The organism is Zestomonas ipomoeae (assembly GCF_057128665.1).
In genome coordinates this window covers 116,261-140,841 of the sequence record NZ_JBSKHQ010000008.1, presented here as the reverse complement: position 1 = coordinate 140,841, position 24,581 = coordinate 116,261, and the positions used below count along the sequence as shown (strand labels likewise).

At 66.6% G+C, this 24,581-nt stretch carries 17 protein-coding genes; all 17 read left to right on the top strand.

The genetic code is table 11. From position 1 onward, the window contains the following. Window positions 1–6 precede the first annotated feature (6 nt). The 17 genes from ACWKV7_RS11440 to ACWKV7_RS11360 all read left to right on the top strand — a co-directional run bounded on the left by ACWKV7_RS11440 (window position 7) and on the right by ACWKV7_RS11360 (window position 24,561). Window positions 7–2,400: an efflux RND transporter permease subunit gene (locus tag ACWKV7_RS11440; protein WP_483857792.1), complete on the top strand. Its 2,394-nt coding sequence runs from the start codon at window positions 7–9 to the stop codon at window positions 2,398–2,400. Further along, window positions 2,393–3,391 carry a fatty acid desaturase gene (locus tag ACWKV7_RS11435; RefSeq protein ID WP_483857791.1) on the top strand — a complete coding sequence of 333 codons (999 nt, stop codon included), beginning with the start codon at window positions 2,393–2,395 and terminating at the stop codon, window positions 3,389–3,391. Before ACWKV7_RS11440 ends, ACWKV7_RS11435 begins: the two co-directional genes overlap by 8 nt. A gap of 12 nt (window positions 3,392–3,403) precedes the next feature. Further along, window positions 3,404–4,363: a UbiA prenyltransferase family protein gene (locus tag ACWKV7_RS11430; protein ID WP_483857790.1), complete on the top strand. Its 960-nt coding sequence runs from the start codon at window positions 3,404–3,406 to the stop codon at window positions 4,361–4,363. Window positions 4,364–4,373: 10 nt separating this feature from the next. After that, window positions 4,374–7,106, top strand: coding sequence for a phosphotransferase (locus ACWKV7_RS11425; protein ID WP_483857789.1), 2,733 nt, complete (start codon window positions 4,374–4,376; stop codon window positions 7,104–7,106). Further along, window positions 7,103–9,856 carry a phosphoenolpyruvate synthase gene (locus tag ACWKV7_RS11420; protein WP_483857788.1) on the top strand — a complete coding sequence of 918 codons (2,754 nt, stop codon included), beginning with the start codon at window positions 7,103–7,105 and terminating at the stop codon, window positions 9,854–9,856. The genes ACWKV7_RS11425 and ACWKV7_RS11420 overlap by 4 nt, the downstream gene beginning before the upstream one ends. After that, complete coding sequence (locus ACWKV7_RS11415; protein WP_483857787.1) at window positions 9,849–10,985, top strand: hypothetical protein; 1,137 nt, start codon at window positions 9,849–9,851, stop codon at window positions 10,983–10,985. Before ACWKV7_RS11420 ends, ACWKV7_RS11415 begins: the two co-directional genes overlap by 8 nt. Continuing rightward, a complete protein-coding gene (locus ACWKV7_RS11410; RefSeq protein ID WP_483857786.1) occupies window positions 10,982–12,577 on the top strand; it encodes a fatty acid CoA ligase family protein in 1,596 nt (531 codons plus the stop codon). The genes ACWKV7_RS11415 and ACWKV7_RS11410 overlap by 4 nt, the downstream gene beginning before the upstream one ends. 10 nt (window positions 12,578–12,587) lie before the next feature. Continuing rightward, a complete protein-coding gene (locus tag ACWKV7_RS11405) occupies window positions 12,588–13,220 on the top strand; it encodes a CDP-alcohol phosphatidyltransferase family protein (protein WP_483857785.1) in 633 nt (210 codons plus the stop codon). Continuing rightward, window positions 13,213–13,740, top strand: a complete 528-nt coding sequence (locus ACWKV7_RS11400; RefSeq protein WP_483857784.1) for a cytidylyltransferase family protein — start codon at window positions 13,213–13,215, stop codon at window positions 13,738–13,740. The genes ACWKV7_RS11405 and ACWKV7_RS11400 overlap by 8 nt, the downstream gene beginning before the upstream one ends. Window positions 13,741–13,993: 253 nt before the next feature. Further along, on the top strand, window positions 13,994–14,398 hold the full coding sequence (locus ACWKV7_RS11395) for a MerR family transcriptional regulator (protein ID WP_483857783.1): 405 nt from the start codon (window positions 13,994–13,996) through the stop codon (window positions 14,396–14,398). 28 nt (window positions 14,399–14,426) lie between these two features. Continuing rightward, on the top strand, window positions 14,427–15,590 hold the full coding sequence (locus ACWKV7_RS11390; RefSeq protein ID WP_483857782.1) for an isovaleryl-CoA dehydrogenase: 1,164 nt from the start codon (window positions 14,427–14,429) through the stop codon (window positions 15,588–15,590). Between the two features lie 109 nt (window positions 15,591–15,699). Further along, window positions 15,700–17,307 carry a carboxyl transferase domain-containing protein gene (locus tag ACWKV7_RS11385; protein ID WP_483857781.1) on the top strand — a complete coding sequence of 536 codons (1,608 nt, stop codon included), beginning with the start codon at window positions 15,700–15,702 and terminating at the stop codon, window positions 17,305–17,307. Window positions 17,308–17,378: 71 nt separating this feature from the next. Then, a complete protein-coding gene (locus tag ACWKV7_RS11380; RefSeq protein ID WP_483857780.1) occupies window positions 17,379–18,176 on the top strand; it encodes a gamma-carboxygeranoyl-CoA hydratase in 798 nt (265 codons plus the stop codon). Window positions 18,177–18,375: 199 nt separating this feature from the next. After that, window positions 18,376–20,307 (top strand): acetyl/propionyl/methylcrotonyl-CoA carboxylase subunit alpha, encoded by a 1,932-nt coding sequence (locus tag ACWKV7_RS11375; RefSeq protein ID WP_483857779.1) that lies wholly within the window; start codon window positions 18,376–18,378, stop codon window positions 20,305–20,307. 160 nt (window positions 20,308–20,467) lie between these two features. Further along, complete coding sequence (locus ACWKV7_RS11370) at window positions 20,468–21,370, top strand: hydroxymethylglutaryl-CoA lyase (protein ID WP_483857778.1); 903 nt, start codon at window positions 20,468–20,470, stop codon at window positions 21,368–21,370. 96 nt (window positions 21,371–21,466) lie between these two features. Further along, entirely contained in the window at window positions 21,467–22,876 is a 1,410-nt protein-coding gene (locus ACWKV7_RS11365) for a sigma-54 interaction domain-containing protein (RefSeq protein WP_483857777.1), read from the top strand. 293 nt (window positions 22,877–23,169) lie between these two features. Beyond that, the gene (locus tag ACWKV7_RS11360; RefSeq protein WP_483857776.1) at window positions 23,170–24,561 is read left to right on the top strand and encodes a GntP family permease; all 1,392 of its coding nucleotides are present in this window, start codon (window positions 23,170–23,172) and stop codon (window positions 24,559–24,561) included. Window positions 24,562–24,581 lie beyond the last annotated feature (20 nt).

Genomic DNA, 24,581 nt, shown 5'->3' with positions numbered 1-24,581 from the left:
AACGAGATGAATACGCATCAACCCGCCCAAAGCTGGAGCGAACGCCAGGTCGCCCGCCTGGCCACCCGCATCGTCAACCACCCCTGGCTCGCCATGCTGCTGGGCCTGCTACTGGTACTGGGCAGCGCCGCCGGCATGGGCGGCTACCACTATTCGCTGGACCACCGGGTGTTCTTCAGCCCGGAGAATCCGCAGCTGCAGGCGTTCGAGAAGCTGAACGAGGATTACGCCAAGACCGATGCGGTGGTCATCGCCCTGGCGCCGGCCAGCGGCAATGTGTTCGATGCCGCTTTCCTCTCCGTGCTGCGCGAGCTGACCGAGCAGAGCTGGTTGCTGCCCCACGTACAACGGGTGGAGTCGCTGACCAACTTCCAGCATGTGCGCGTCTCCGGTGACAGCATCGATACCGCCGACCTGGTGGAGCAACCGGAGGCCCTGGATGCCGCCGCCCTGGCTGACATCCGCCAGGTCGCGCTGAACGAACCGTTTCTGGTCAATGCGCTGGTCAACCCGCTGGGCAGTGTCGCCGGCATCCGCCTGACCCTGAACATGCCCGGCGTCGACCAGATCAAGGAAGTGCCGGAGGTGGTCCTGGCCATTCGCAAGATGGCGAGCGAACTGCAGGAGGCGCACCCGGACATCGCCGTGCACCTGGCCGGCCAGACCATCGCCAACCAGGCCTTCCCCGAGGAATCCCAGGCCGACTTCACCCGCGTCTGGCCCTGGTTCAGCCTGACCATGCTGCTGGTGATGGCCTGGTTGTTCCGCAGCGTCAAGGCGATGCTGGTGGTGTACGGCAGTTGCCTGCTGGCCGTGGTCGGCGGCGCCGGGCTGATCGGCTTTTTCAAGCCGACCATCAATGACTCGGTGGTGGTGGCGCCGGTGATGATCATGGCGTTGGCGTTCGCCGACGGCATCCACCTGGTGGTGGGCTGGATCCAGGCCATGCATAACGGCATGGACCGGCGCGCGGCCATGGTCCACAGCCTGCAGCGCAACCTGAGCGCCATGGGCCTGACCACCCTGCTCACCGCCGTCGGCTTCCTCACCCTGCACTTCAACGACTCGCCGCCATTCCGGGTGATGGGCTATATCGTCGCTGCCGGCGTAGTCCTGGCGCTGCTGCTCACCGTGCTGATCAGCGCGCCGCTGCTGGCCACGCTGCCGGGCAAGCCGCCGAGGCGCATGCCCAAGCTGATGAGAAGCGACTCGCCGCAGATGCAGCGCTTCGCCGATTTCCTCATCGCCCGCCGCTATCCGCTGTTCGCCGCCCTGCTGGTGCTGGCCGGCGCGCTGCTGGCGCTGGTGCCGCGCAACCAGATCAACGACGACATCGTGAAGTACTACACGCCGGACACGCCGTTCCGCCAGGACATGGAGTTCGTCAACGGCAACCTCACCGGCATCGGCGAGGTCAACTATTCGCTGCCGGCCGGCAACAAGGACGCCATCGTCGAGCCGGCTTACCTGAAGCAGGTCGACGCCTTCGCCCAGTGGCTGAAGACCCAACCCAACGTCACCCAGGTCAACTCGCTGGCCGACGTGATCAAGCGGGTCAACCAGGTGATGCACGGCGACGACCCGGCCTACTACCGAATTCCCGACAGCCGCGAGGAGATCGCCCAGTACCTGCTGCAGTACGAGCTGTCGCTGCCGTTCGGCATGGACCTCAACTACCTGCTGCGCTTCGACCGCTCGGAATCGCGCCTGCGGGTGGCGGTGGGCACCTCCAGCGGCCAAGCGATCATCGCCCTCGACCAGGCCGCCCAGGCCTGGCAGCGCGAGCACCTGCCGGCAGGCATGCAGGCGCCCGGTGCCTCGCTGTCGCTGATGTTCGCCCATATCGGCGAGCGCTCCATCGGCGGCATGTTCGCCGGCATGCTCGGCTCGCTGGTCGGCGCCTCGCTGCTGGTGATCCTGCTGTTCGGCGCCTGGCGCCACGGCCTGGCTTGCTTTGTCGGCAACCTCATTCCCATCGGCATGGCCTTCGGCGCCTGGGGCTGGCTCAACGGCAACATCGACCTGGGCCTGACCCTGGTACTGGGTATCGCCTTCAGCGTGGTGATCGACGACACCATCCATTTCATCGGCAAGTACGAATGGGCCCGGCGCAGCCTCGGCCTCGACCCCGAGGACGCCGTGCGCCATGCCCTGCGCCATGTCGGCTACGCGCTGATCACCACCAGCCTGGTGCTCGGCCTGGGCTTCGCCTGGCTGGCCAACTCAAACATCCAGATCACCGTCAACACCGCCATCGTCACCTGTCTGAGCATCGTCTTCGCCCTGCTGATGGACCTGGTGCTGCTGCCGATCCTGTTCCTGCTGATCGACAAGCGCCGCCTGCCGGCTCCCACGCCTGAAGCGCAGCCAGTTGCGCAGGGAGTGGCCCGGCATGCGTGAACAAGACCTCGCCCAGGTACGCCAGCGTATCGGCAACGCCCTCGGCCGCGACGAGATCGCCAATCTGCACAAGGCGCGACCGGCGCTGGATGCCCTGGCAGTGCTCGGCTCGCTGGGCCTGTTCGTCGGCAACCTGCAGTTGCTCGCCAGCCTGGAGTTCGGCGCACTCTGGTGCGGGCTCTTCGTGTTGCAGGGTTTCCTGCTGCAGTTGCTCGGCCTGGTCAGCCACGACCTGTTCGTGCATCGCCGGGTATGGGGCGAGCGCGGTTCCTGGCTGGCCAGCCTGGCGCTGACCCTGCCGCGCCTGTCGCTGCCCACCGGCTACGAGCAGGCTCACCTGGCGCACCACCGCTGGATCGGCACCGAGCGCGACAGCGAGGCCTACAAGCAGCAATTGGACAGCCGCGCCAAGCGCTGGCTGTTCGCGACCATGCTCGGCGTCAAGCTGGCACAGGCCGGCAAGCTCAAGGGCGGCGAACCGCTCAAGGGCTACCACGACGTCAGCGGCCAGGGTGCCCGGATCGAACGTCGCGCGCGGCTGGAAAAATGGCTGCTGCGTAGCTGGCTGCTGGCCCTGCTGCCGCTAGCCTGGCTCTTCCCCGCCCATGCCCTGCTCGGTTACCTGCTGCCGGTGCTGGTGATGGGGCCCATCGTCAATACCCTGCGCATCGTGTTGGAACACGCCGAGGCGAACCCGGACAACCCCTGGCACTGGTCCACCTGGTACCGCACCGGTCCCATCAGCCGCCTGCTGTTCTTCTGGGACTCCGGCGACTGCCACGTGATCCACCACATCTACCCGCGCCTGCCCTTCTACCACATGGGCCGCGCCGTGCGCCTGATGGGTCCGCTGCTGCTGGCCAACGGTGTGGTCGAGCGCCGCTCGTACTTCGAATTGCTCAAGGGCTGGCTGATCGACGGCCACGCCCATCGCAGCCTCTGGCCCCGCCGGGCCGAGGCGACCGACTCCTCCATTACACCCGCTTCCTGACGAGGGACCGCCATGCACGCTACCGCTCTGACCCTGGATTCTCCCTTCGCCGGCCGCTTCCTGGCCTGGATGAAGGAGCGTTTTCCGTTCGCCAATGCCCTGCTGTTCTTCATCCTCTACCTGACCATCGCCGCCGTGGCGCGGGCCGGGCAGGACGGCGGTATCGCCCTGGGCCTGAACGACCTGGCCGGCTGCCTGCTGAGCTGGTCGTTCTTCCTGCTGCTGCGAGTGCTGGACGAGCACAAGGACTACGAACTCGACTGCCGCAACCACCCGCAGCGCGTGCTGCAAAGCGGCCTGATCACCCTGGGTCACCTGAAGGTCGCCGGGCTGCTGGCGGTGCTGGTGCAGCTGGGCGCATCGCTGTGGCTGGACGGCGGCCTCGGCCAGGTGACCTACGCCTGGCTGGCGTTGCTGGCCTGGACCAGCCTGATGGCCAAGGAGTTCTTCATCCCCGAGTGGCTGAACCGCCACCTCACCTGGTACGCGGTTTCCCACATGCTGGTGATGCCGCTGATCGTCTGGTGGCTGGCCAACCTGGCCGTGCCCGGCCTGGAGCCGAGCCGCGAGCTGTACGCCATGATGGCGCTGGCCTTCGTCAGCGGCTTCTGCTTCGAGATCACCCGCAAGACCAAGGGGCCGGAAGAGGAGCGCGACAGCGTCGAGTCCTACTCGCGCATCTTCGGCACCCGCGGCTCGGCCGTGCTGGTCATCGCCCTGGTCAGCGCCATGGTCGCCAACCAGTTGGGCCTGATCTACCTGCTGGCCGGGCGCCTGCCGCTGTGGAGCGTGCTGGTGCTGCTGGCCTTCTACCTGCTCGCCCTGCGCCAGCTCGGCGCCTTCCTGCGTGCGCCCTCGGCTGCCTTGCGCGGCAAGAACGAGGCAGCGGTGGCGCTGACCATGCTCGCCGGCTATGCCGTGCTGATCGGCGTGGCGCTGGCTGGAAACGGACTTTCCCTCTCCCTGATCTGAGGATTCGCCCATGCGCCACATTACCCAGGCCCCTTCGCCGCGCGTGTCCTTCGCCGCCGAGCACGAAGCACGCCTCAGCCTGCTGGCCGACTCGCCACTGAGCCAGCTGATCCCCCTGGAGGTATCCAAGGAGCACCTGTGCGTCGGCTTGCCGGCCCACGTACCGCTGCCGCCGCTGGGTACCCAGATCAACGACCTGCACCTGCAGGTGTTCGGTCAGCAGTTCCTGCTGCCGTGCATGCGCCTGAAGCAGATCCGCGAGTCAGCCAGCGGCCCGCAACTTTTGCTCGCCAGCGGCGATTGCGAGACCACCGCGCAGCGCCTGTGGGAACTCAGCTACCGCCTGCGCATGCAACCGCAGCGCGGCATCGAGCAAAGCTACGACGACCTCTCGCTGCCCAAGGTGCCGGCCCGCGGCCAATACTCCGAGGATGCCCGCCAGCAGCGCCTGCAGTTCGCCCGCGAGCAGACCGGCGCCACCCTGCGCGAAGTCGAGCAGACCCGCCTGGAGCCGAGCAAGCTGGTCAGCAACATCGAGGCCTTCATCGGCAGCGTGGAGATCCCGGTCGGCCTGGCCGGCCCGCTGCACATCAAGGGTGAGCATGCCGGCGGCCTCTACTACGCGCCCATGGCCACCTCCGAGGGCGCCCTGGTGGCCTCGGTGACCCGCGGCGCCACCGCCTTGTCGCGCTGCGGCGGGGTCACCGCGCGGGTGCTCGGCCAGCGCATGATGCGCGTACCGCTGTTCGGCTTCGACTCGATGAACAAGGCGCTGTTCTTCGCCGAGTGGGTGCAGGACCACCAGCATGAACTGGCGGCCGAGGTACGCAAGCACTCCAACTTCGCCCAATTGGTGGAGGTCCAGGCCCAGGTGATGGGCCGCAACGTGCATGTGCATTTCGTCTACGAAACCGGCGATGCCGCCGGGCAGAACATGACCACCACCTGCACCTGGCAGGCCTGCCAGTGGATCTTCAAGCAACTGCGCCGCTTCGATGACCTGAAGGTGTTGAACTTCATGGTCGAGGCCAACCTGTCCAACGACAAGAAGGTCACCTACCAGACCTTTCTCAAGGGCCGCGGCGTGCGCGTGCTGGCCGAGGCGGTATTGCGCGACGACATCTGCCAGCAGGTGCTCAAGGTCAGCGCCAAGCAGTTGGTCACGGCCTACCAGAACTTCGTCAGCGGCTCGCTGGCGGCCGGCATGGTCGGCATCAACATCAACGTAGCCAACGTGGTGGCGGCGATGTTCACCGCCCTCGGCCAGGACATCGCCTGCGTGCACGAATCGGCCCTGGCCCAGTTGCATATCGAGCTGACCGAGGAAGGCGACGCCTACTGCACCATGAGCATGCCATCGCTGGTGATCGGCACCGTGGGCGGCGGCACCAACCTGCCGCAGCAGCGCGAGTGCCTGGAGCTGCTCGGCTGCGCCGGCCCCGGCAAGGCCCACAAGCTGGCCGAAATCATCGCCGGCTATTGCCTGGCGCTGGATATCTCCACCCTCGCCGCCATCGCCGCCGACCAGTTCGCCCGCGCCCACGAACGCCTGGGCCGCAACCGCCCGGTCAACCACCTCAAGCTGGCCGACCTGGATGCACCGTTCTTCGCCGCCTCCTGCCGCCAGAGCGGGCTTTCCGACCTGCTGCCCTACGCGGTGGAACCGGCGCGCAAGGACAACAAAGGCTCGAGCATTCTCACCGAACTGACTGCCAACAAGGTCAACAAGCTGCTCGGCCACCTGCCCTTCGTGCTCAAGACCGCCGGCGGCGACGTCTCGGTGATGGTCAAGATCAAGCCGCTGGACGTCGAGGTGATCCAGATGCTCGGCGGCATGGCCGCCATGTGCGACGCACGCCTGGGCCAGGTGTTCCATCAGTTCGGCGACAGCATCGGCTTCAAAGGCTGCCATGTCCGCGAACTGGCGGTGATGAGCCAGCAGGACGAGCGCTTCACCCGCTACGCACCCAAGGTCTACGGCGTGCTGGAAGCACCGGAGCGCGAGGCGTTCGTGATCGTCGAGGAACTGCTCGAAGGCCTGGAACTGATGGACAGCGCCGACGACACCGGCCAGTGGACCCAGGACCACCTCGAGGCGGCCATTCGCGGCATCGCCGAGGTGCACAGCATCTGGTACGGCCGCGAGGACGAGCTGAAGCGGCAGCGCTGGATGGTCGACTACCCCACCGCCGAAGGCATGCTGGAGAAGCGCCGCCTGTGGGAACTGCTCGGTGCCAATGCGCGGGAGAAATTCCCCGAATGGTTCAGCGAGGACGACCTCGGCGTGTTCCGCAGCATCGTCGACGGCATCGGCGACTGGTGGGCGGACATCGAGAAGCAGCCGCGCACCCTGATCCACAACGATTTCAACCCGCGCAACATCGCCCTGCGCCGCGAAGCGGACGGCCTGCGCCTGTGCGCCTACGACTGGGAGCTGGCGACGCTGCACCTGCCGCAGCACGACCTCGCCGAGCTGCTCGGCTTCACCCTGATCGCCCCGGTCGATCCGGCCATGGTCGAGCACTATCTGGAGCTGCACCGCCTCGAACTGCAACGCCACAGCGACCGCCAGATCGATCCGGACGAGTGGCGCTACGGCTACAAACTGGCGCTGCGCGACCTCTTGGTCAACCGCATGCCGCTCTACCTGATGGCCCATAGCTGCCGTCACTACCCATTCATGGAGCGGGTCTACCGCAGCTTCCGCCATCTGCTGGAAATCGAAGGGGTTCGCCTGTCATGACGCAATTTTTCTTCACCCAAGAGCAGGCGCTGTTCCTGCCGCCCGACCAGCTCGGCGGCAAGGCAGCCAACCTCGCCCGCCTGACCCGCGAACAACTGCCGGTACCGCGTTGGTGGGTACTGACCACCGAGGCGTTCAACCTGTTGCTGGCGGAGAACGGCTTGAATGCGTGCGTCGCCGAGTGCCTGGCGCGCATCGGCGGCAACGGAGACACCGCGGTGGTCGAGCCGATTGCCGCCGAGATCCAGCAGAAGGTGCTGGCCGCCCGCCTGCCCGCCGTACTGCGCGAGCAGCTCGAAGAAGCGCTGGCCGGCCAGGAAGAGGTCCAGTTCGCCGTGCGTTCCTCGGTGCTCGGCGAGGACGCCCAGGGGGCCTCGTTCGCCGGGCAGATGGACAGCTACCTGTTCCAGCGCGGCTTCGACGCCATCTGCGAAAGCCTGCTGCAGGTAGCCGCCTCGGCGTTCAACGCCCGCGCCCTGCAGTACCGGCTGGCCAAGGGCATCGCCCTGGATGAGATCCGCGCCGCGGTGATCGTGCAGGAAATGGTCGAGGGCGACGTGTCCGGCGTCATGTTCACCGCCCACCCGGTCACCGGTAGCCGCAGGCATGCGCTGATCTCCGCCGCCTGGGGCATCGGCGAGGGCGTGGTCGCCGGTATCTGCAACACCGACGAGTACAGCGTCGGCCTGTTCGACGAGCAGATCCAGGCCAAGCTGGCGGACAAGGACATTGCCGTGCGCTTCGACCGCCAGGCCGGGCGTGGTACCTGCGAGCGCGAGGTGGACGAGCACCTGCGCCATGCCAGCGCCCTGGACGACGCCCAGGTGCTCGCCCTGCGCGACCTCGGCCGCCGCGTCGCCACCCTGATGCGCTTTCCCCAGGACATCGAATGGACCCTGCGCGAGGGCCGCTTCTACCTGCTGCAGACCCGGCCGATCACCCGCCTGCCGGCACCGGCCGAGCCGGTGGGCAAGCGCGTGGTGTTCGACAACTCGAACATCCAGGAGTCCTACTGCGGAGTGACCACGCCGCTGACCTTCTCCTTCGCCAACCGCGCCTACGCCACCGTCTATGAGCAGACCATGCGCGTGCTCGGCGTCTCCGAGCAGGGCATCCAGGATCACCGCGACATGCTCGACAACATGCTCGGACTGATCCACGGGCGGGTCTACTACAACATCAACAACTGGTACCGCGGCCTGCTCCTACTGCCCTCGTTCAAGACCAACAAGGCCGACCTGGAACGCATGATGGGCCTGACCGACCCGGTCGACCTGGTGCAGGATCAAGACCTCTCCACCGCCGACAAGCTGCGCAAGCTGCCCCAAGTGCTGCGTGCGCTGTACCACCTGCTGCGCGGCTTCCGTCGCATGGACGGCCTGGTCGGCGAGTTCCGCCAGATGTTCGAGACGAGCTACCGCAGCGTGCCGCGCACCGAGCTGCACACCCTGAGCTGCGGCGAGCTGATCGAGCAGATCCGCCGCCTCGACCGCGAGCTGTTGAACCGCTGGACCACGCCGATCATCAACGACTTCTACGTGATGATGATGAACGGCCGCGTGCACCGCACCCTGGTGGCCGCCGGCTTCGAACACCCCGAAGTGCTGCAGAACAACCTGCTCTCCGGCGAGGAAGGCATCGAGAGCACCGAGCCGACCAAGTTCCTGCTGCGCATGTGCGCCTACGTGCGCACCCGCCCGGAGCTGCGCGAGCTGATCGAAACCGCCGACAACGCCAGCCTGCTGGGCCGCGTGCAGGTGTGGGACGAGGCGTTCCATGCCCAGTGCCTGGACTACATCGAGCGCTACGGCGACCGCACCATGGGCGAGCTGAAGCTGGAATCCATCACCCTGCGCCAGGACCCGAGCTTTCTCTTCGCGATCCTCAAGAACTACCTGGGCAACTCCAAGCTGTCCCTGGAAACCCTCGCCGCCAATGAGGCGCGCTTCCGCCAGGACGCCGAGCGCGAAGCCTTCGGCGCCATCGCCAGTAAGCTCGGCGCGCGCAAGCTGCGTACCTTCAAGAAGCAGCTCGGCCAACTGCGCGACGCCATTCGCAACCGCGAGAACATGCGTCTGGCCCGCACCCGCATGTTCGGCCTGTACCGCGAGCTGTTCCTCGAAATCGGCGAGCAACTGGCCATGGACGGCACCCTGGCCCAGCCGCGCGACATCTTCTATCTCAGCCTCGACGAGCTCTACGCGCTGAACGACGGCCGCGCCGTGCAGACCGAGCTGAAGACCCTGGTCGCCGCGCGCCAGGCCGAGTACGCCGGCTACCAGAGCCAGGATCTGCCGCACCACTTCTGGACCTGGGGCATGGTCAGCCGTCACAACGCCTACGCCTATCCCCACGAGCAAGTGGTGCAGAGCGAGGGCGACCTGCGCGGCATCGGCTGCTATCCGGGCATCGTCGAAGAGAAGGTGCGGCTGATCTTCTCGCCGGAGGACGAGCTGTCGCTCAACGGCCAGATTCTCTGCACCGTGCGCACCGATCCGGGCTGGGCGCCGCTGTTCCCCACTGCCGGCGGCATCCTGGTGGAGCGCGGTTCGACCCTCTCCCACTCGGCCGTGGTCGCCCGCGAGCTGGGCATTCCGGCCATCGTCGGCATCCCCGGCATCACCAGCCTGCTGCGGGACGGCGAGCGCGTTCGCATGGACGGCGCCGCCGGCACCATTGAATGCCTGGACCGGCAAGCCGCCGAGCCCGCAATCGCCACCAGCCAGGAAGCGGAGGTCGAATATGCCTGAGTTGAAGCTGCTACCCGAGCAACACACCTGGATGGGCGAATGGCTGCCGGAACAGCCGCTGCCGGAGGCCTTCGTCGAGCTGCCCTGGCTGCTGCACGGCAGCCACCCGCACTGGCTGGGCGAGGACAGCGCCGCCCTGCACCGCCAGTTCTCCCGCGCCAATCCCTGGTTCGACAAGGGGCGTGCCTGGCTGGGAGTGATTCCCGAACAGGCGCGGCTGGCGGGTTTCGTCAGCGAGCAGCCGGTGGAGGGCGAGAAGGTCGCCTTCTTCGGCTTCTGGGAAAGCGCCAACCGCCTGCGACCCAACCAGCAGTTGTTCCAGGCGCTGTCCGAATGGGCGCGCAAGCAAGGCGCCCAACGCCTCTACGGGCCGATCAACTTCACCACCTTCGGCGCCTATCGGGTGCGGCTGAACGCCTTCGATGCCAGCGCCTTCCCCGGCGAGCCCTGGAACCCGGCCTACTATCCGCAACTGCTGGAAGAGCTGGGCTTCAACCTGCGCTATCGCTACCTGTCGACGTTCAACGACACCCGCCAAGTGGCCGCCAGCGTGCGCGAAGACTACCTGCGCACCAAGCCGGCGCTGGAACGCAAGGTCAGCCTGGAAGCGCTGAGTGGCGACTTCTGGATGGACAACCTGGATGAGCTGTACGGCTTCGTCGACCAGGTCTTCGGCAGCAACTTCGCCTACAACAAGCTCTCGCTGGAAGCGTTCCGCAGCCAGTGCGGCGCGCCCTTCGCCGAGCGCCTGTGCCCACAAAGCTCGGTCTTGGCGCGCAGCCACGACGGCCGCATCGCCGGCTTCTTTCTGGTCTACCCGGACTACGGCCCGCTGCTGGAGCAAAGCAACCCGCAACGCGTGCCGACCGGGAAGATCAACTACGCCGAGCACTACCCGCAGTTGCAGCAACCGCGCCGGGCGCTGGCCAAGACCGGCGGCGTGCACCCAGACTTCCGCGAGCTCGGCCTGTTCACCGCCATGGGCTGCGAACTGTCGCTGCGCGCCGAAGAGCACTACGAACTGATCGCCGCGACCCTGGTGCGCGAGGACAACAACTCGCGCCGATTCGCCCAGCGCCACGGCGGCGGCAAGACCCACCAATACGGCCTGTACCAGAGCGCACTATGAACGGCTCGAACTTCTGCACGCCCATCGTCGCGGCTGCCCGGCGCCATCCGCAGCGCCTGGCCCTGCGGGTGCCGCGCGCTGCCGATGGCTACCGCAGCGCCGACAGTCACACCTATGCCGATCTGCTCGGCCGCGCCGCTCAACTGCAAGAGGGATTGCTCAAGGCCGGGCTGGCCATGGGCGACCGCGTGCTGCTGGTGGCCCAGCCGAGCGCCGACCTCTACGCCGCGATACTCGCGCTGCTCGGCCTGGGGCTGGTGCCGGTCCTGCTGGACCGCGGCATGAGCCGTGGGCGGCTGCTGGCATCGATCCGCCACAGCGGCGCCTGCGCACTGCTCGGTGAGGTGCGGCTGATCCGTCGCTGGTGGCTGCTGCCGCAGCTCTGGCGGCTCAAGCGGCTGGGCCTGGACGGCGGCTGCCTTGGCGTGCGGGCTCTCGGCGATGGTGCCCAGGCCACGGCACAGCGCTATCGCTGCGAGCCGGTGGCGGCCCATGCCCACGGCCTGATCAGCTTCACCTCCGGCAGCACCGGCCTGCCCAAGGGCGCCGACCGCAGCCACGCCAGCCTGATCGCCCAACACCTGGCGATCCGCCAGGACTGGCCGGACCAGGACGACGACATCGACCTGCCGTGCTTTCCGGTACTGGTGCTGCATAACCTGTGCTGCGGCATCAGCACGGTGCTGCCGGCCACCGACCTGTCCCAGCCGGGCCAGGTCGAGCCGGGCCCGGTGCTCGCGCAAGTCCAGCATGACGGCATCACCCGTATCGCTGGCGCCCCGGCCTACCTGCAACGGCTGGTGGAACATGCACAGGGCAAGGGCTTGCGCTTCCCCCGCGTGCGCTCGCTGGTGGTCGGCGGCTCGACCCTCACCGAGGCGCTGGTGCGCGGCTGCCTCGAGGTGTTCCCCAACGCCCATGCGCGGGTGGTCTATGGCTCCACCGAGGCAGAACCCATTGCCGACGTGGACATGGACGAGCTGCTGCGCGACTGGCACCGCCAGCCCGGCCATCTGGTCGGTCGTCCGGCGGCGACCACCGAGGTCTGCATCGTCGACCCGCGGCAACCGCTGACCGACGCCGCCGCTGTGCAGCGAGCCCGCGTGGTCAACGGCCAGACCGGCGAAATCCTGGTGGCCGGCGCCCATGTGCTGCGGGGCTACGTCGATAACCCGCAGGCCACCGCCGAGACCAAGATCGTCCGCGACGACGGCCTGGTCTGGCACCGCACCGGCGACGTCGGCCATCTCGACGAGCACGGCCGGCTCTGGCTGTGCGGACGGCTCAAGGACGCCCTGCGCCAGGAAGACCGCGTGCTCTACAGCTTTCCGCTGGAAAAACAGCTGGATGCCCTGCCCGGCGTGCGCCGTAGCGCGCTGATCAGTGGCGACGACGGCCGCCCGGTACTGGTGGTGGAAGGCCAGACACCTTGCGACGCCCGCGCCTTGCTGGAACGCCTCGGGCTGACCGGCGTGCGCCTGGCGCACATCGAGCGCATGCCGGTGGACGGCCGCCACAACAGCAAGATCGACCGACCGGTGCTACGCGAAGCCCTGGCCCGCCGCCGCCTGACCCTGCAAGAACTCGACTGAGGAACCGCCGATGCACCAGAGCCGCTACATCGTGCAATTGAACCGGGTCGACCTGCTGACGCTGTCCGGCGTGGCGACCTCCTGGCTGGCCGTCGTCAGCGCCCTGCACGGGCTGTTCGCGCTGGCCACCGCCTGGCTGTTCCTGGCCATGCTCGGCGACGCCCTGGACGGCATGCTGGCGCGCAAGCTCGGCCTGGAGCGCGCCTTCGGCCGCTATCTGGACGGATTCATGGACCTGCAGATCTACCTGCTGGCTCCGGCGATCATCCTTTACCTGCAGGGCTTCGACGGCCTCTGGTCGCTGTTCCTGCTGGCGCTGATCGGCTGCGGCTGCACCCGCCTGGCAGTGTTCAACGAGGTGGGCAACCTGCAGGAAAGCGACGGCCTGGCCTACCTGGGCATGCCGGTGTTCTGGAGCGTCTTCCTGCTCGGTGCCTTCCAGTTGCTTGCCCCCTGGCTGCCGCAGGGTCTACTGCATGTGCTGCTGGCGGCGGCCCTGGCGGCGTTCTGCCGGGCCATGCTGCTGCGCCGGCCGTTCTTCAAGTTCAAGAAGCTGTCGCACATCCTCGGCCTGACGCTGGGCGGCTGCGTCCTGCTGGTCCTATTGCAACTGCTGATCGGAGGTGCGCCCGGCCATGTTTGATGCCCTGCTGATCGCCCTTTACCTGCAAGTGCCGGTGGTCATCGGCGGCGTGCTGCACATGCTGGCGGTAACCCGCGACGATCTGCCGGCGCTGCGCGTCCCGATCCACGCCGACCTGTTCGGCGCCAACAAGACCTGGCGCGGCGTGCTGCTGGTACCGCTGCTCACCGCCTTTGGCGCGCTCTGCCTGTGGCCGTCCGAGTACTGGCTAGGGGAGCGAGCGGTATTCGGCGAGCCGTTGTGGCTGGCCGGGTTGGCGGCCGGAATCGGCTACGTCCTGGCGGAACTGCCCAACTCCTTCCTCAAGCGCCGCCTGGGCATCGCCCCCGGCGTGGCGCCGTCGCGCTGGTTCATCCTCGGCGACCAGCTCGACTCCGCCCTCGGCGTGGCCCTGGCCTACTGGCTCTACCTGGGCACACCCGCGATGGTCTGCCTGCTCTACGTGCTGACCTTCCCGCTCACCGCGCTGTTGGTGAAGCGCCTGCTGTATTGGGCGCAGCTCAAGCAATCGGCGGTGTAAAGCAGACCAGTACCTGTAGGGGCGAATTTATTCGCCTTGCCGAGCCCCGCCAGGCGAATAAATTCGCCCCTACACAGCGGCTTTCTCGCGCCACCCAGCCTCACCCATCACTTTATAAACTGATCTTATCTAATTGTTTTGATTACATTTATTTCAGAAACATAACAATCCACTTCAAGTCCCCCACACCCCTCGCTTGACGTTAACGTAAAGCTGCCTTACGTTAACGTAAAGGTCAAAGCCGAGCGCTTCCATGAGCAGCAGTCCCACCTACTCCATTTCCGATCTCGCCCGCGAGCTGGACATCACCACCCGTGCCATTCGCTTCTATGAGGAGCAAGGCATGCTGCGTCCCGAGCGCCGCGGGCAAGAGCGAATCTACTCGCCGAAGGACAAGGTCACCCTCAAGCTGATCCTGCGCGGCAAACGCATCGGCTTCTCGCTGGCCGAGTGCAAGGAACTGATCGAGCTGTACGACCCGGAAAGCGGCAATCGCAAGCAGCTGGAAACCTTCATGGGCAAGATCGCGGAACGCCGTGCCCAGCTGGAACAGCAGCTCCTGGATATCCAACAAATGCAGCTGGAATTGGATACAGCCGAAGAGCGCTGCCTTTCAGCGCTTGAAGAAACCAATAAAAAACAAGGCATTGCCTTCTAAACCTCAAATACATGTTACAGGTGGAACCATGAGCTACCCGAGCCTCAACTTCGCCCTCGGCGAGACCATCGACATGCTGCGCGAACAGGTGCAGCACTTCGTCGCCAGCGAACTGGCCCCGCGCGCCGCCGAGATCGACAGCAGCAACCAGTTCCCCATGGACATGTGGAAGAAGTTCGGCGAAATGGGCCTGCTCGGCATCACCGTCGACGAGCAATACGGCGGCTCCGGCCTCGGCTACCTGGCCCATGTGATCGCCATGGAGGAGATCAGCCGTGGATCGGCCTCGGTCGCCCTCTCCTACGGCGCCCATTCCAACCTGTGCGTCAACCAGATCAAGCGCAACGGTAACGCCGAGCAGAAAGCCAAATACCTGCCCAAACTGGTCTCCGGCGAACACATCGGCGCCCTGGCGATGAGCGAGCCGAATGCCGGCTCCGACGTGGTGTCGATGAAGCTGCGCGCCGACAAGAAAGGCGACCGCTACGTGCTCAACGGCAGCAAGACCTGGATCACAAACGGCCCGGACGCCAACACCTACGTGATCTACGCCAAGACCGACCTGGACAAGGGCCCCCATGGCATCACCGCGTTCATCGTCGAGCGCGACTGGAAGGGCTTCTCCCGCGGCAACAAGTTCGACAAGCTGGGCATGCGCGGCTCCAACACCTGCGAGCTGTTCTTCGATGACGTCGAAGTGCCGGAAGAAAACGTGCTGGGCCTGGAAAACGGCGGCGTGCGCGTGCTGATGAGCGGCCTGGACTATGAACGCGTGGTGCTCTCCGGTGGCCCGGTGGGCATCATGCAGGCGTGCATGGACGTGATCGTGCCCTACATCCACGACCGCAAGCAGTTCGGCCAGAGCATCGGCGAGTTCCAGCTGATCCAGGGCAAGGTGGCGGACATGTACACCCAGCTCAACGCCAGCCGCGCCTACCTCTATGCCGTGGCTCAGGCCTGCGACCGTGGCGAGACCACGCGCAAGGATGCCGCCGGGGTGATCCTCTACACCGCCGAGCGCGCCACCCAGATGGCCCTGGAGGCGATCCAGATCCTCGGTGGCAACGGCTACATCAACGAATTCCCCACCGGCCGCCTGCTGCGCGACGCCAAGCTCTACGAGATCGGCGCCGGCACCAGCGAAATCCGCCGCATGCTGATCGGCCGCGAGTTGTTCAACGAGACCAAATAGCAATTAGCCGCCAAGAGCCGTAGCCCGGATAAGCCTCGGCGCAATCCGGGAATGGCGGGTACGACGCAATGTCCCGGATTGCATCCGGGCTACGAATGGAGCGAGCCGAATGGCCATCCTGCACACCCAGATCAACCCCCGCTCGCCGGAGTTCGCCGCCAACCGCGATGCCATGCTCGGCCAGGTCGAGGAACTGCGCGCCCTGCTCGGCCGCGTGCACGAAGGCGGCGGCGAGAAGGCGCAGCTGCGTCACACCTCGCGCGGCAAGTTGCTGCCGCGCGAGCGCATCAACCGTCTGCTCGATCCGGGCTCGCCGTTCCTCGAGGTGGGCCAGTTGGCCGCCCATGAGGTCTACGGCGAGGACGTGCCGGCCGCCGGCGTGGTCGCCGGCATCGGCCGGGTCGAAGGCGTCGAATGCATGATCATCGCCAACGACGCCACGGTGAAAGGCGGCAGCTACTACCCGCTCACCGTGAAGAAACACCTGCGCGCCCAGGCCATCGCCCAGGACAACCGCCTGCCGTGCCTCTATCTGGTGGACTCCGGTGGCGCCAACCTGCCGCGCCAGGACGAGGTATTCCCCGACCGCGAGCACTTCGGCCGCATCTTCTTCAACCAGGCCAACATGAGCGCCATGGGCATCCCACAGATCGCCGTGGTGATGGGCTCCTGCACCGCCGGTGGCGCCTACGTGCCGGCCATGGCCGACGAAACCATCATGGTGCGCAACCAGGCGACCATCTTCCTCGCCGGCCCGCCGCTGGTGAAGGCGGCGACCGGCGAGGTGGTGACCGCCGAAGAACTGGGCGGCGCCGACGTGCACTGCAAGACCAGCGGCGTGGCCGACCACTATGCCGAGAACGACGAACACGCCCTGGCCCTGGCCCGTCGCTGCGTGGCCAACCTCAACTGGCGCAAGCTCGGCGAATTGCAGACACAACAGCCGCTGCCGCCGCGCTACGCCGCCGAGGAGCTGTACGGGCTGATCCCGACCGACAGCAAGCAGCCGTTCGACGTGCGCGAGGTGATCGCGCGCATCGTCGACGACTCCAGCTTCGATGAATTCAAGGCCCTCTTCGGCACCACCCTGGTCTGCGGCTTCGCCCACCTCCACGGCTATCCGGTGGCGATCCTGGCGAACAACGGCATCCTCTTCGCCGAAGCCGCTCAGAAGGGCGCGCACTTCATCGAACTGGCCTGCCAGCGTGGCATCCCGCTGTTGTTCCTGCAGAACATCACCGGCTTCATGGTCGGTAAAAAGTACGAGGAAGGCGGCATCGCCAAGCACGGCGCCAAGCTGGTCACTGCGGTAGCCTGCGCCAAGGTGCCGAAGTTCACCGTGATCATCGGCGGCAGCTTCGGCGCCGGTAACTACGGCATGTGCGGCCGCGCCTACGACCCGCGCTTCCTGTGGATGTGGCCGAACGCGCGCATCGGCGTGATGGGCGCCCAGCAGGCCGCCGGCGTGCTGGTACAGGTCAAGCGCGAACAGGCCGAGCGCGGCGGCCAGGCGTTCTCCGACGAGGACGAGGCCAGGCTCAAGCAACCCATCGTCGAGCAGTACGAGCGCCAGGCCCATGCCTTCTACTCCAGCGCCCGGCTGTGGGACGACGGTGTGATCGACCCGGCCCAGACCCGCGACGTGCTCGGCCTGGCCATTTCCGCCAGTCTCAACGCACCGATCGAAAAGACCCGCTTCGGCGTATTTCGTATGTAGAGCTGTAACCGTAGGGCGGGTGCAACCCGCCAATGACCTGCGGGTTCCACCCGCCCTACGCTGGAGTTCAGATGAACGACTTCACCACTCTCCACCTGGAAAAGGACCCGCGCGGCTTCGCCACTCTCTGGCTGAACCGTCCGGAAAAGAACAACGCCTTCAACGCCGAGATGATTCGCGAGCTGATCCTCGCCCTCGACGACATCCAGGCGGATCGCTCGCTGCGCTTTTTGCTGCTGCGCGGGCGCGGCAAGCATTTCTCCGCCGGCGCCGACCTGGCCTGGATGCAGCAGTCGGCTGCGCTGGACTACAACGCCAACCTCAACGACGCCCGTGAACTGGCGGAGCTGATGTACAACCTGCATTACCTGAAGATTCCGACCCTCGCCGTGGTGCAGGGGGCAGCCTTCGGCGGAGCGGTGGGTTTGATCGCCTGCTGCGACATGGCGATCGGCGCTGCGGACGCCCAGTTGTCGCTCTCCGAGGTACGCATCGGCCTGGCCCCGGCGGTGATCAGCCCCTTCGTGGTCCAGGCCCTCGGCGAACGCGCGGCACGCCGTTACGCGCTGACTGCCGAGCGCTTCAGCGGCGAACGCGCCCGCGAGCTTGGCCTGTTCGCCGAGTGCTACTCCGGCGCCGAACTGGAACAGGCACTGAACGGCTGGATCGATAACCTGTTGCAGAACAGCCCGCAGGCCATGCAGGCCAGCAAGGACCTGATGAAGGAAGTCGGCAGCGGCGCCCTCAGCCCCGCCCTGCGCCGCTACACCGAAAACGCCATCGCGCGCATCCGCGTGAGCGCCGAAGGCCAGGAAGGCCTGCGCGCCTTCCTGGAAAAGCGCAAACCGGCCTGGCAGGAAGAACTATGAGCCGCACCACCGCTCGTTGGGCTTCGCAAGCTCAACCCAACCTACAGAACCTCACCCGTAGGTTGGCGCTGAGCGCAGCGCAGCCCAACATCCGGGCCGCAGGCCTGGCCTGCGAGGCATCCACAACACCGGGCGCCACCCGCCGGCTGCCGCTGGCCAACCCCAATCCACGACAGCATTCCGTGCAGGAGCTTCAACCATGATCACCACCCTGCTGGTCGCCAACCGCGGCGAAATCGCCTGCCGGGTCATGCGCACCGCCAAGGCCATGGGCATCAGGACCGTGGCCGTGCACAGCGCCATCGACCGCGAGGCCCGCCACACCCAGGAAGCGGACCTCGCCATCGACCTCGGCGGCGCCAAGCCGGCGGAAAGCTACCTGCTGGTGGACAAGCTGATCGCCGCCGCCAAAGCCAGTGGTGCCCAAGCCATCCATCCCGGCTATGGCTTTCTCTCGGAGAACGCCGGTTTCGCCCGCGCCATCGAGGCCGCCGGGCTGACCTTCCTCGGCCCGCCCGCCTCTGCCATCGACGCCATGGGCAGCAAATCCGCCGCCAAGGCGCTGATGGAGGCCGCCGGCGTGCCGCTGGTCCCCGGCTACCACGGCGAAGCCCAGGACCTGGAGACCTTCCGCGAAGCCGCCAACCGCATCGGTTACCCGGTGCTGCTCAAGGCCGCCGCCGGCGGTGGCGGCAAAGGCATGAAAGTAGTCGAGCGGGAAAGCCAGCTCGCCGAAGCCCTGGCCTCGGCCCAGCGGGAAGCCCAGTCGTCGTTCGGCGACTCGCGCATGCTGGTGGAAAAATACGTGCTCAAGCCGCGTCACGTGGAAATCCAGGTCTTCGCCGACCAGCACGGTAACTGCCTGTACCTCAACGAACGCGACTGCTCGATCCAGCGCCGTCACCAGAAGGTGGTGGAAGAAGCCCCGGCACCGGGCCTGACGCCGGCGCGGCGCAAGGCCATGGGCGAGGCGGCGGTCAAGGCCGCGCAAGCCATCGGCTACGTCGGTGCCGGCACCGTGGAATTCCTACTGGACGAGCGCGGCGACTTCTTCTTCATGGAGATGAATACCCGCCTGCAGGTGGAGCACCCGGTTACCGAAGCCATCACCGGCCTCGACCTGGTGGCCTGGCAGATCCGTGTCGCCCGTGGCGAGCCGCTGCCGATCACCCAGGAGCAGGTGCCGCTGATTGGCCACGCCATCGAAGTGCGCCTCTACGCGGAGGACCCGGACAACGACTTCCTGCCCGCCACCGGCACGCTGAACCTGTACCGCGAGGCCGCCGCTGGTGCCGGCCGCCGCACCGACAGCGGCGTGCGCCAGGGCGATACGGTGTCGCCGTTCTATGACCCCATGCTCGGCAAGCTGATCGCCTGGGGCGACAACCGCGAAGAAGCGCGCCAGCGCCTGCTGGCCATGCTCGACGAGACGCTGGTCGGCGGGGTGAAGACCAACCTCGCCTTCCTGCGCCGCGTGCTGGCCCATCCGGCCTTCGCCGCCGCCGAGCTGGACACCGGCTTCATCCCGCGTCACGAGGCACAGCTGTTGGCGCCACCGGCCGAGCTGTCCGACGAGTTCTGGCAGCTGGCCGCAGACGCCTGGCTGCAGAGCGAGCCCTGCCAGGTGCGCGGCGACGATGCCCACTCCCCGTGGTCGGCCAATAGCGGCCTGCGCCTGGGCCTGCCGGCGGAAATCGAGCTGCACCTTGTCTGCAATGGCAATGAACGCAAGGTACGGCCGCAGCGCGTCGCTGTGCTTAAGGGCGATACCCTGGTAAGCACCAGCGGCGAACTGCGTGCCGGCCAGCATGCGATTCGCCAGGGCGATACCCTCTACCTGGAATGGGCTGGCGAGCTGCATGCCATCACCCGCTTCGATCCGATTGCCGAAGTCGAGGCCAGCCATCATCACCACGGCGGTCTCACCGCGCCCATGAACGGCAGCATCGTGCGGGTGCTGGTGGAAGCCGGCCAGGCCGTCGAAGCCGGCGCCGCCCTGGTGGTGCTGGAGGCGATGAAGATGGAACACAGCATTCGCGCGCCCCAGGCCGGCACGGTGAAGGCGCTGTACTGCAGCGAAGGCGAAATGGTCAGCGAAGGCGCCGCCCTGGTGGAACTGGACGAAGCGTAAGCGAGCGCCGCGCTCCTGTAGGGGCGAATTCATTCGCCCCTACAGGCCTCCCCGACCGGAACACCGTAGGTTGGGTTGAGGAACGATACCCAACGAAACAGACTGACCGGCAACATCGATTACCCTGGCAAACCGGCAACCCAGACACGAGAGAGACGCCATGACCCTCCCCCAACACGTCCGACTGGTCGAAGTCGGCCCCCGTGACGGTCTGCAGAACGAGAAGCAACCCATCAGCGTGGCGGACAAGGTGCGCCTGGTGGACGACCTCTCCGCCGCCGGGCTCTCCTACATCGAAGTCGGCAGCTTCGTCTCGCCCAAGTGGGTGCCGCAGATGGCCGGCAGCGCCGAGGTGTTCGCCGACATCCAGCAGAAGCCCGGCGTCACCTACGCTGCGCTGACGCCCAATCTCAAGGGGCTCGAGGCCGCGCTGGAAAGCCGTGTGCAGGAAGTCGCGGTGTTCGCCGCCGCCTCGGAGTCCTTCTCGCAGAAGAACATCAATTGCTCCATCGCCGAGAGCCTGGAGCGCTTCGTACCAGTGATGAATGCCGCCAAGCAGCACGGCATCCGCGTGCGCGGCTATGTCTCCTGCGTGCTCGGCTGCCCCTACGAGGGCGAGGTTCCGCCGGAGCAGGTAGCCGGCGTCGCCCGTGAGCTGTTCGCCATGGGCTGCTACGAAGTTTCCCTTGGCGACACCATCGGCACCGGCACTGCCGGCGCCACCCGCCGCCTGTTCGAGGAAGTCGGCAAGGACATCCCGCGAGACAAGCTCGCCGGCCATTTCCACGACACCTACGGCCAGGCCCTGGCAAACATCTATGCCAGCCTCCTGGAAGGCATCGCCGTGTTCGACAGCTCGGTCGCCGGCCTCGGCGGCTGCCCCTACGCCAAGGGCGCCACCGGCAACGTGGCCACCGAGGACGTGCTCTACCTGCTCAACGGCCTGGGCATCGAAACCGGCATCGACCTGGACAAGCTGATCCAGGCCGGCGCACGCATCTGCGAGGTATTGGGCAAAACCAACGGCTCGCGCGTCGCCCGAGCACGGCTGGCCACCCTGTAGTGCCCCGACACGAGCCGTAGAGCGGGTGCAACCCACCAAGCCTGCCCGTTCGACATAGCCGGACTAAGCTTGCCCCTCCCGACCATCGAGACCCCGATGAAAGACGCCGCCAACCTCCGCGATTACCAGCACGTGCGCCAGCTGGCGATCCGCTCGCTGTTCGAGATCGTCGAGCAGTCCAGCGAAGGCACCATCATCGTCGACCGCGACGCCCGTATCGTCTGGATGAACGAGCGCTACGCCCGCCGCTTCGGCCTGGCCAGCGCAGAAGAAGCCATCGGCCGTCCCTGCGAGAGCGTGATTCCCGGCAGCCTGCTGCGCGAGGTGGTGCGCACCGGCCAGCCGATCCTGCTGGACATGCTCGACACGCCGAACGACCCGCTGGTGGTCATGCGCCTGCCGATCCACGACGATGCCGGGGCGACCATCGGTGCCATCGGTTTCGCGCTGTTCGATGAACTGCGCAGCCTGTCGCCACTGCTGACGCGCTACCAGAACATCCAGGAAGAACTGGCCTCGACCCGTTCGCTGCTGCAGGCGCGCCAGGCCAAGTACAGCTTCGCCCATTTCATCGGCACCTGCGCCGCCAGCCTGGAAGTCAAACGTCGCGCCCGCCGCTGCGCGACCACCGAATCCCCGGTGCTGCTGCTGGGCGAAACCGGCACCGGCAAGGAGCTGCTGGCCCATGCCATCCACAGTGCCTCGCCGCGCGCGCACAAGCCCTTCGTCAGCGTGAACGCCGCGGCGATTCCGGAGACCCTGCTGGAGGCGGAGTTCTTCGGCACCGCACCGGGCGCCTTCACCGGCGCCGACCGCAAGGGACGCCCCGGCAAGCTGCAGATCGCCAAGGGCGGCACGCTGTTCCTCGACGAAATCGGCGACATGCCGCTGCAACTGCAAAGCAAGCTGCTACGTGTGCTGCAGGAGAAGGAATTCGAGCCGGTGGGCTCCAACGAGATGCTGCGCAGCGACGTGCGCCTGATCGCCGCCACCTCCACCGACCTGGAGGCCGCCGTGCAGCGCGGCGCGTTCCGTGCCGACCTGTATTACCGCCTCAACGTGCTGCCGATCCAGGTGCCGGCGCTGCGCGAGCGCCTGGAGGATCTGCCGGCCCTCTGCGAAGCGATGCTGAGCGAGCTGCCGGGCCAGTACGAACTGCACCCGGACGCCCTCGCCCTGCTCGCCCGGCATGCCTGGCCCGGCAACGTACGGGAGCTGCGCAGCGTGCTGGAACGCGCCACCCTGGCCAGCGACGACCCGGTACTGCACCAGCAAGTGCTGCGCGCAGCCATCGGCACCCTGCGGGCGCCGGCAAGCCGAGTGGCGGAGTCCACCGTCGCCCTGCCGACGGGTAACTTCTACCAGGCCCGGGAAGACTTCGAGCGCCAGCTCATCCGCAACGCCCTGGCCGCGCAGGGCGGCAATGTCGGCGAGGCCGCGCGCAGCCTGGGACTCGGGCGCTCCACGCTGTACAAGAAGATGGCCGCCCTGGGCCTTGAGTCTTGAAATGGAGACTTTTCTCCAGATGGAGAATCGCCACCCAGTCCGCACTCCCCGGGGCGCTATGGGAGATACCGTCTCAAAAGAGAGACAGGCACTGCGCATCCGGCATCGGTCAAAACCAATAAACCCTTTAATATCAATTAGTTAAGCAACTGGCACAGAACTCGCTATAGGCCTCCGGCGGCCTTTCCGCAGCCGAAAACAAAAACAATAGAACCTGCAACGATGCAGCGAACACCGCAGGGCGCCCCGGCAGCGCCTGACACGCGCATCGCCGCAGGCCAAGGAGATCTTCCATGAGCGTGCTCGTCGCCCTCGCCGCACTGGCCTTGCTGATGCTGGCCGCCTACCGCGGCTATAGCGTCATCCTCTTCGCCCCCATCGCCGCCCTCGGCGCCGTGCTGTTCACCGAACCTTCCGCTGTCGCACCCACCTTCACCGGGGTGTTCATGGAGAAAATGGTCGGCTTCATCAAGCTGTACTTTCCGGTGTTCCTGCTCGGTGCCGTGTTCGGCAAGCTGATCGAGCTGTCCGGCTTCTCGCGCTCCATCGTCGCCGCCGCCATTCGCCTGCTCGGCACTCGCCAGGCGATGCTGGTGATCGTGCTGGTCTGCGCCCTGCTCACCTACGGCGGTGTGTCGCTGTTCGTCGTGGTGTTCGCGGTCTACCCGTTCGCCGCCGAGATGTTCCGCCAGAGCGACATTCCCAAGCGCCTGATCCCGGCCACCATCGCCCTCGGCGCGTTCTCTTTCACCATGGACGCGATGCCCGGCACGCCGCAGATCCAGAACATCATTCCCACCACCTTTTTCCATACCAACGCCTGGGCCGCGCCCTGGCTGGGGCTGATCGGCACGCTGTTCGTGTTCAGCGCCGGCATGTTCTACCTCGGCCGCCAGTTGAAGAAGGCCAGGCGCACCGGCGAGGGCTACGGCACCGAGCTGCGCAACGAGCCGGAAACCCCGGCCGACATCAAGCTGCCGAACCCCTGGCTGGCGCTCTCGCCACTGGTACTGGTGGGCGTTTCCAACCTGCTGTTCACCCGCTGGATTCCCGAACTGTACGGCGCCACCCACAGCCTGCAACTGGCCGGCATGGCCGCGCCGCTGCAGACCGACGTGACCAAGCTGACCGCCATCTGGGCGGTGCAGGCGGCGCTGCTGCTGGGCATCCTGCTGGTACTGGTGTGTGGCTTTCGGGTCATCCGCGGCAAGCTCGCCGAGGGCACCCGCAGCGCCGTCGGCGGCTCGCTGCTGGCATCGATGAATACCGCGTCGGAATACGGCTTCGGCGCGGTAATCGCCTCGCTGCCGGGCTTCCTGGTGCTGGCCGATGCGCTCAAGAGCATTCCCAACCCACTGGTCAACGAGGCGGTCACCGTCACCCTGCTGGCCGGCATCACCGGCTCGGCCTCGGGCGGCATGAGCATCGCCCTGGCCGCGATGTCCGATACCTTCATCGCCGCCGCCAACGCCGCGAACATTCCGCTGGAAGTCCTGCACCGGGTGGCATCGATGGCCTCGGGCGGCATGGACACCCTGCCGCACAACGGCGCGGTGATCACCCTGCTGGCAGTCACCGGGCTGACCCATCGCGAGGCCTACAAGGATATTTTCGGTATCACCCTGATCAAGACATTGGCGGTGTTCGTCGTCATCGGCGTGTTCTACGCCACTGGCATCGTCTGACCCATTCCGTAGGGCGGGCG

What these genes read in the sequence shown, in the direction of transcription:
- ACWKV7_RS11440 (WP_483857792.1), top strand. Translation starts at nt 7, where the DNA reads ATGAATACGCATCAACCCGCCCAAAGCTGGAGCGAACGCCAGGTCGCC.
- ACWKV7_RS11435 (WP_483857791.1), top strand. Translation starts at nt 2,393, where the DNA reads ATGCGTGAACAAGACCTCGCCCAGGTACGCCAGCGTATCGGCAACGCC.
- ACWKV7_RS11430 (WP_483857790.1), top strand. Translation starts at nt 3,404, where the DNA reads ATGCACGCTACCGCTCTGACCCTGGATTCTCCCTTCGCCGGCCGCTTC.
- ACWKV7_RS11425 (WP_483857789.1), top strand. Translation starts at nt 4,374, where the DNA reads ATGCGCCACATTACCCAGGCCCCTTCGCCGCGCGTGTCCTTCGCCGCC.
- ACWKV7_RS11420 (WP_483857788.1), top strand. Translation starts at nt 7,103, where the DNA reads ATGACGCAATTTTTCTTCACCCAAGAGCAGGCGCTGTTCCTGCCGCCC.
- ACWKV7_RS11415 (WP_483857787.1), top strand. Translation starts at nt 9,849, where the DNA reads ATGCCTGAGTTGAAGCTGCTACCCGAGCAACACACCTGGATGGGCGAA.
- ACWKV7_RS11410 (WP_483857786.1), top strand. Translation starts at nt 10,982, where the DNA reads ATGAACGGCTCGAACTTCTGCACGCCCATCGTCGCGGCTGCCCGGCGC.
- ACWKV7_RS11405 (WP_483857785.1), top strand. Translation starts at nt 12,588, where the DNA reads ATGCACCAGAGCCGCTACATCGTGCAATTGAACCGGGTCGACCTGCTG.
- ACWKV7_RS11400 (WP_483857784.1), top strand. Translation starts at nt 13,213, where the DNA reads ATGTTTGATGCCCTGCTGATCGCCCTTTACCTGCAAGTGCCGGTGGTC.
- ACWKV7_RS11395 (WP_483857783.1), top strand. Translation starts at nt 13,994, where the DNA reads ATGAGCAGCAGTCCCACCTACTCCATTTCCGATCTCGCCCGCGAGCTG.
- ACWKV7_RS11390 (WP_483857782.1), top strand. Translation starts at nt 14,427, where the DNA reads ATGAGCTACCCGAGCCTCAACTTCGCCCTCGGCGAGACCATCGACATG.
- ACWKV7_RS11385 (WP_483857781.1), top strand. Translation starts at nt 15,700, where the DNA reads ATGGCCATCCTGCACACCCAGATCAACCCCCGCTCGCCGGAGTTCGCC.
- ACWKV7_RS11380 (WP_483857780.1), top strand. Translation starts at nt 17,379, where the DNA reads ATGAACGACTTCACCACTCTCCACCTGGAAAAGGACCCGCGCGGCTTC.
- ACWKV7_RS11375 (WP_483857779.1), top strand. Translation starts at nt 18,376, where the DNA reads ATGATCACCACCCTGCTGGTCGCCAACCGCGGCGAAATCGCCTGCCGG.
- ACWKV7_RS11370 (WP_483857778.1), top strand. Translation starts at nt 20,468, where the DNA reads ATGACCCTCCCCCAACACGTCCGACTGGTCGAAGTCGGCCCCCGTGAC.
- ACWKV7_RS11365 (WP_483857777.1), top strand. Translation starts at nt 21,467, where the DNA reads ATGAAAGACGCCGCCAACCTCCGCGATTACCAGCACGTGCGCCAGCTG.
- ACWKV7_RS11360 (WP_483857776.1), top strand. Translation starts at nt 23,170, where the DNA reads ATGAGCGTGCTCGTCGCCCTCGCCGCACTGGCCTTGCTGATGCTGGCC.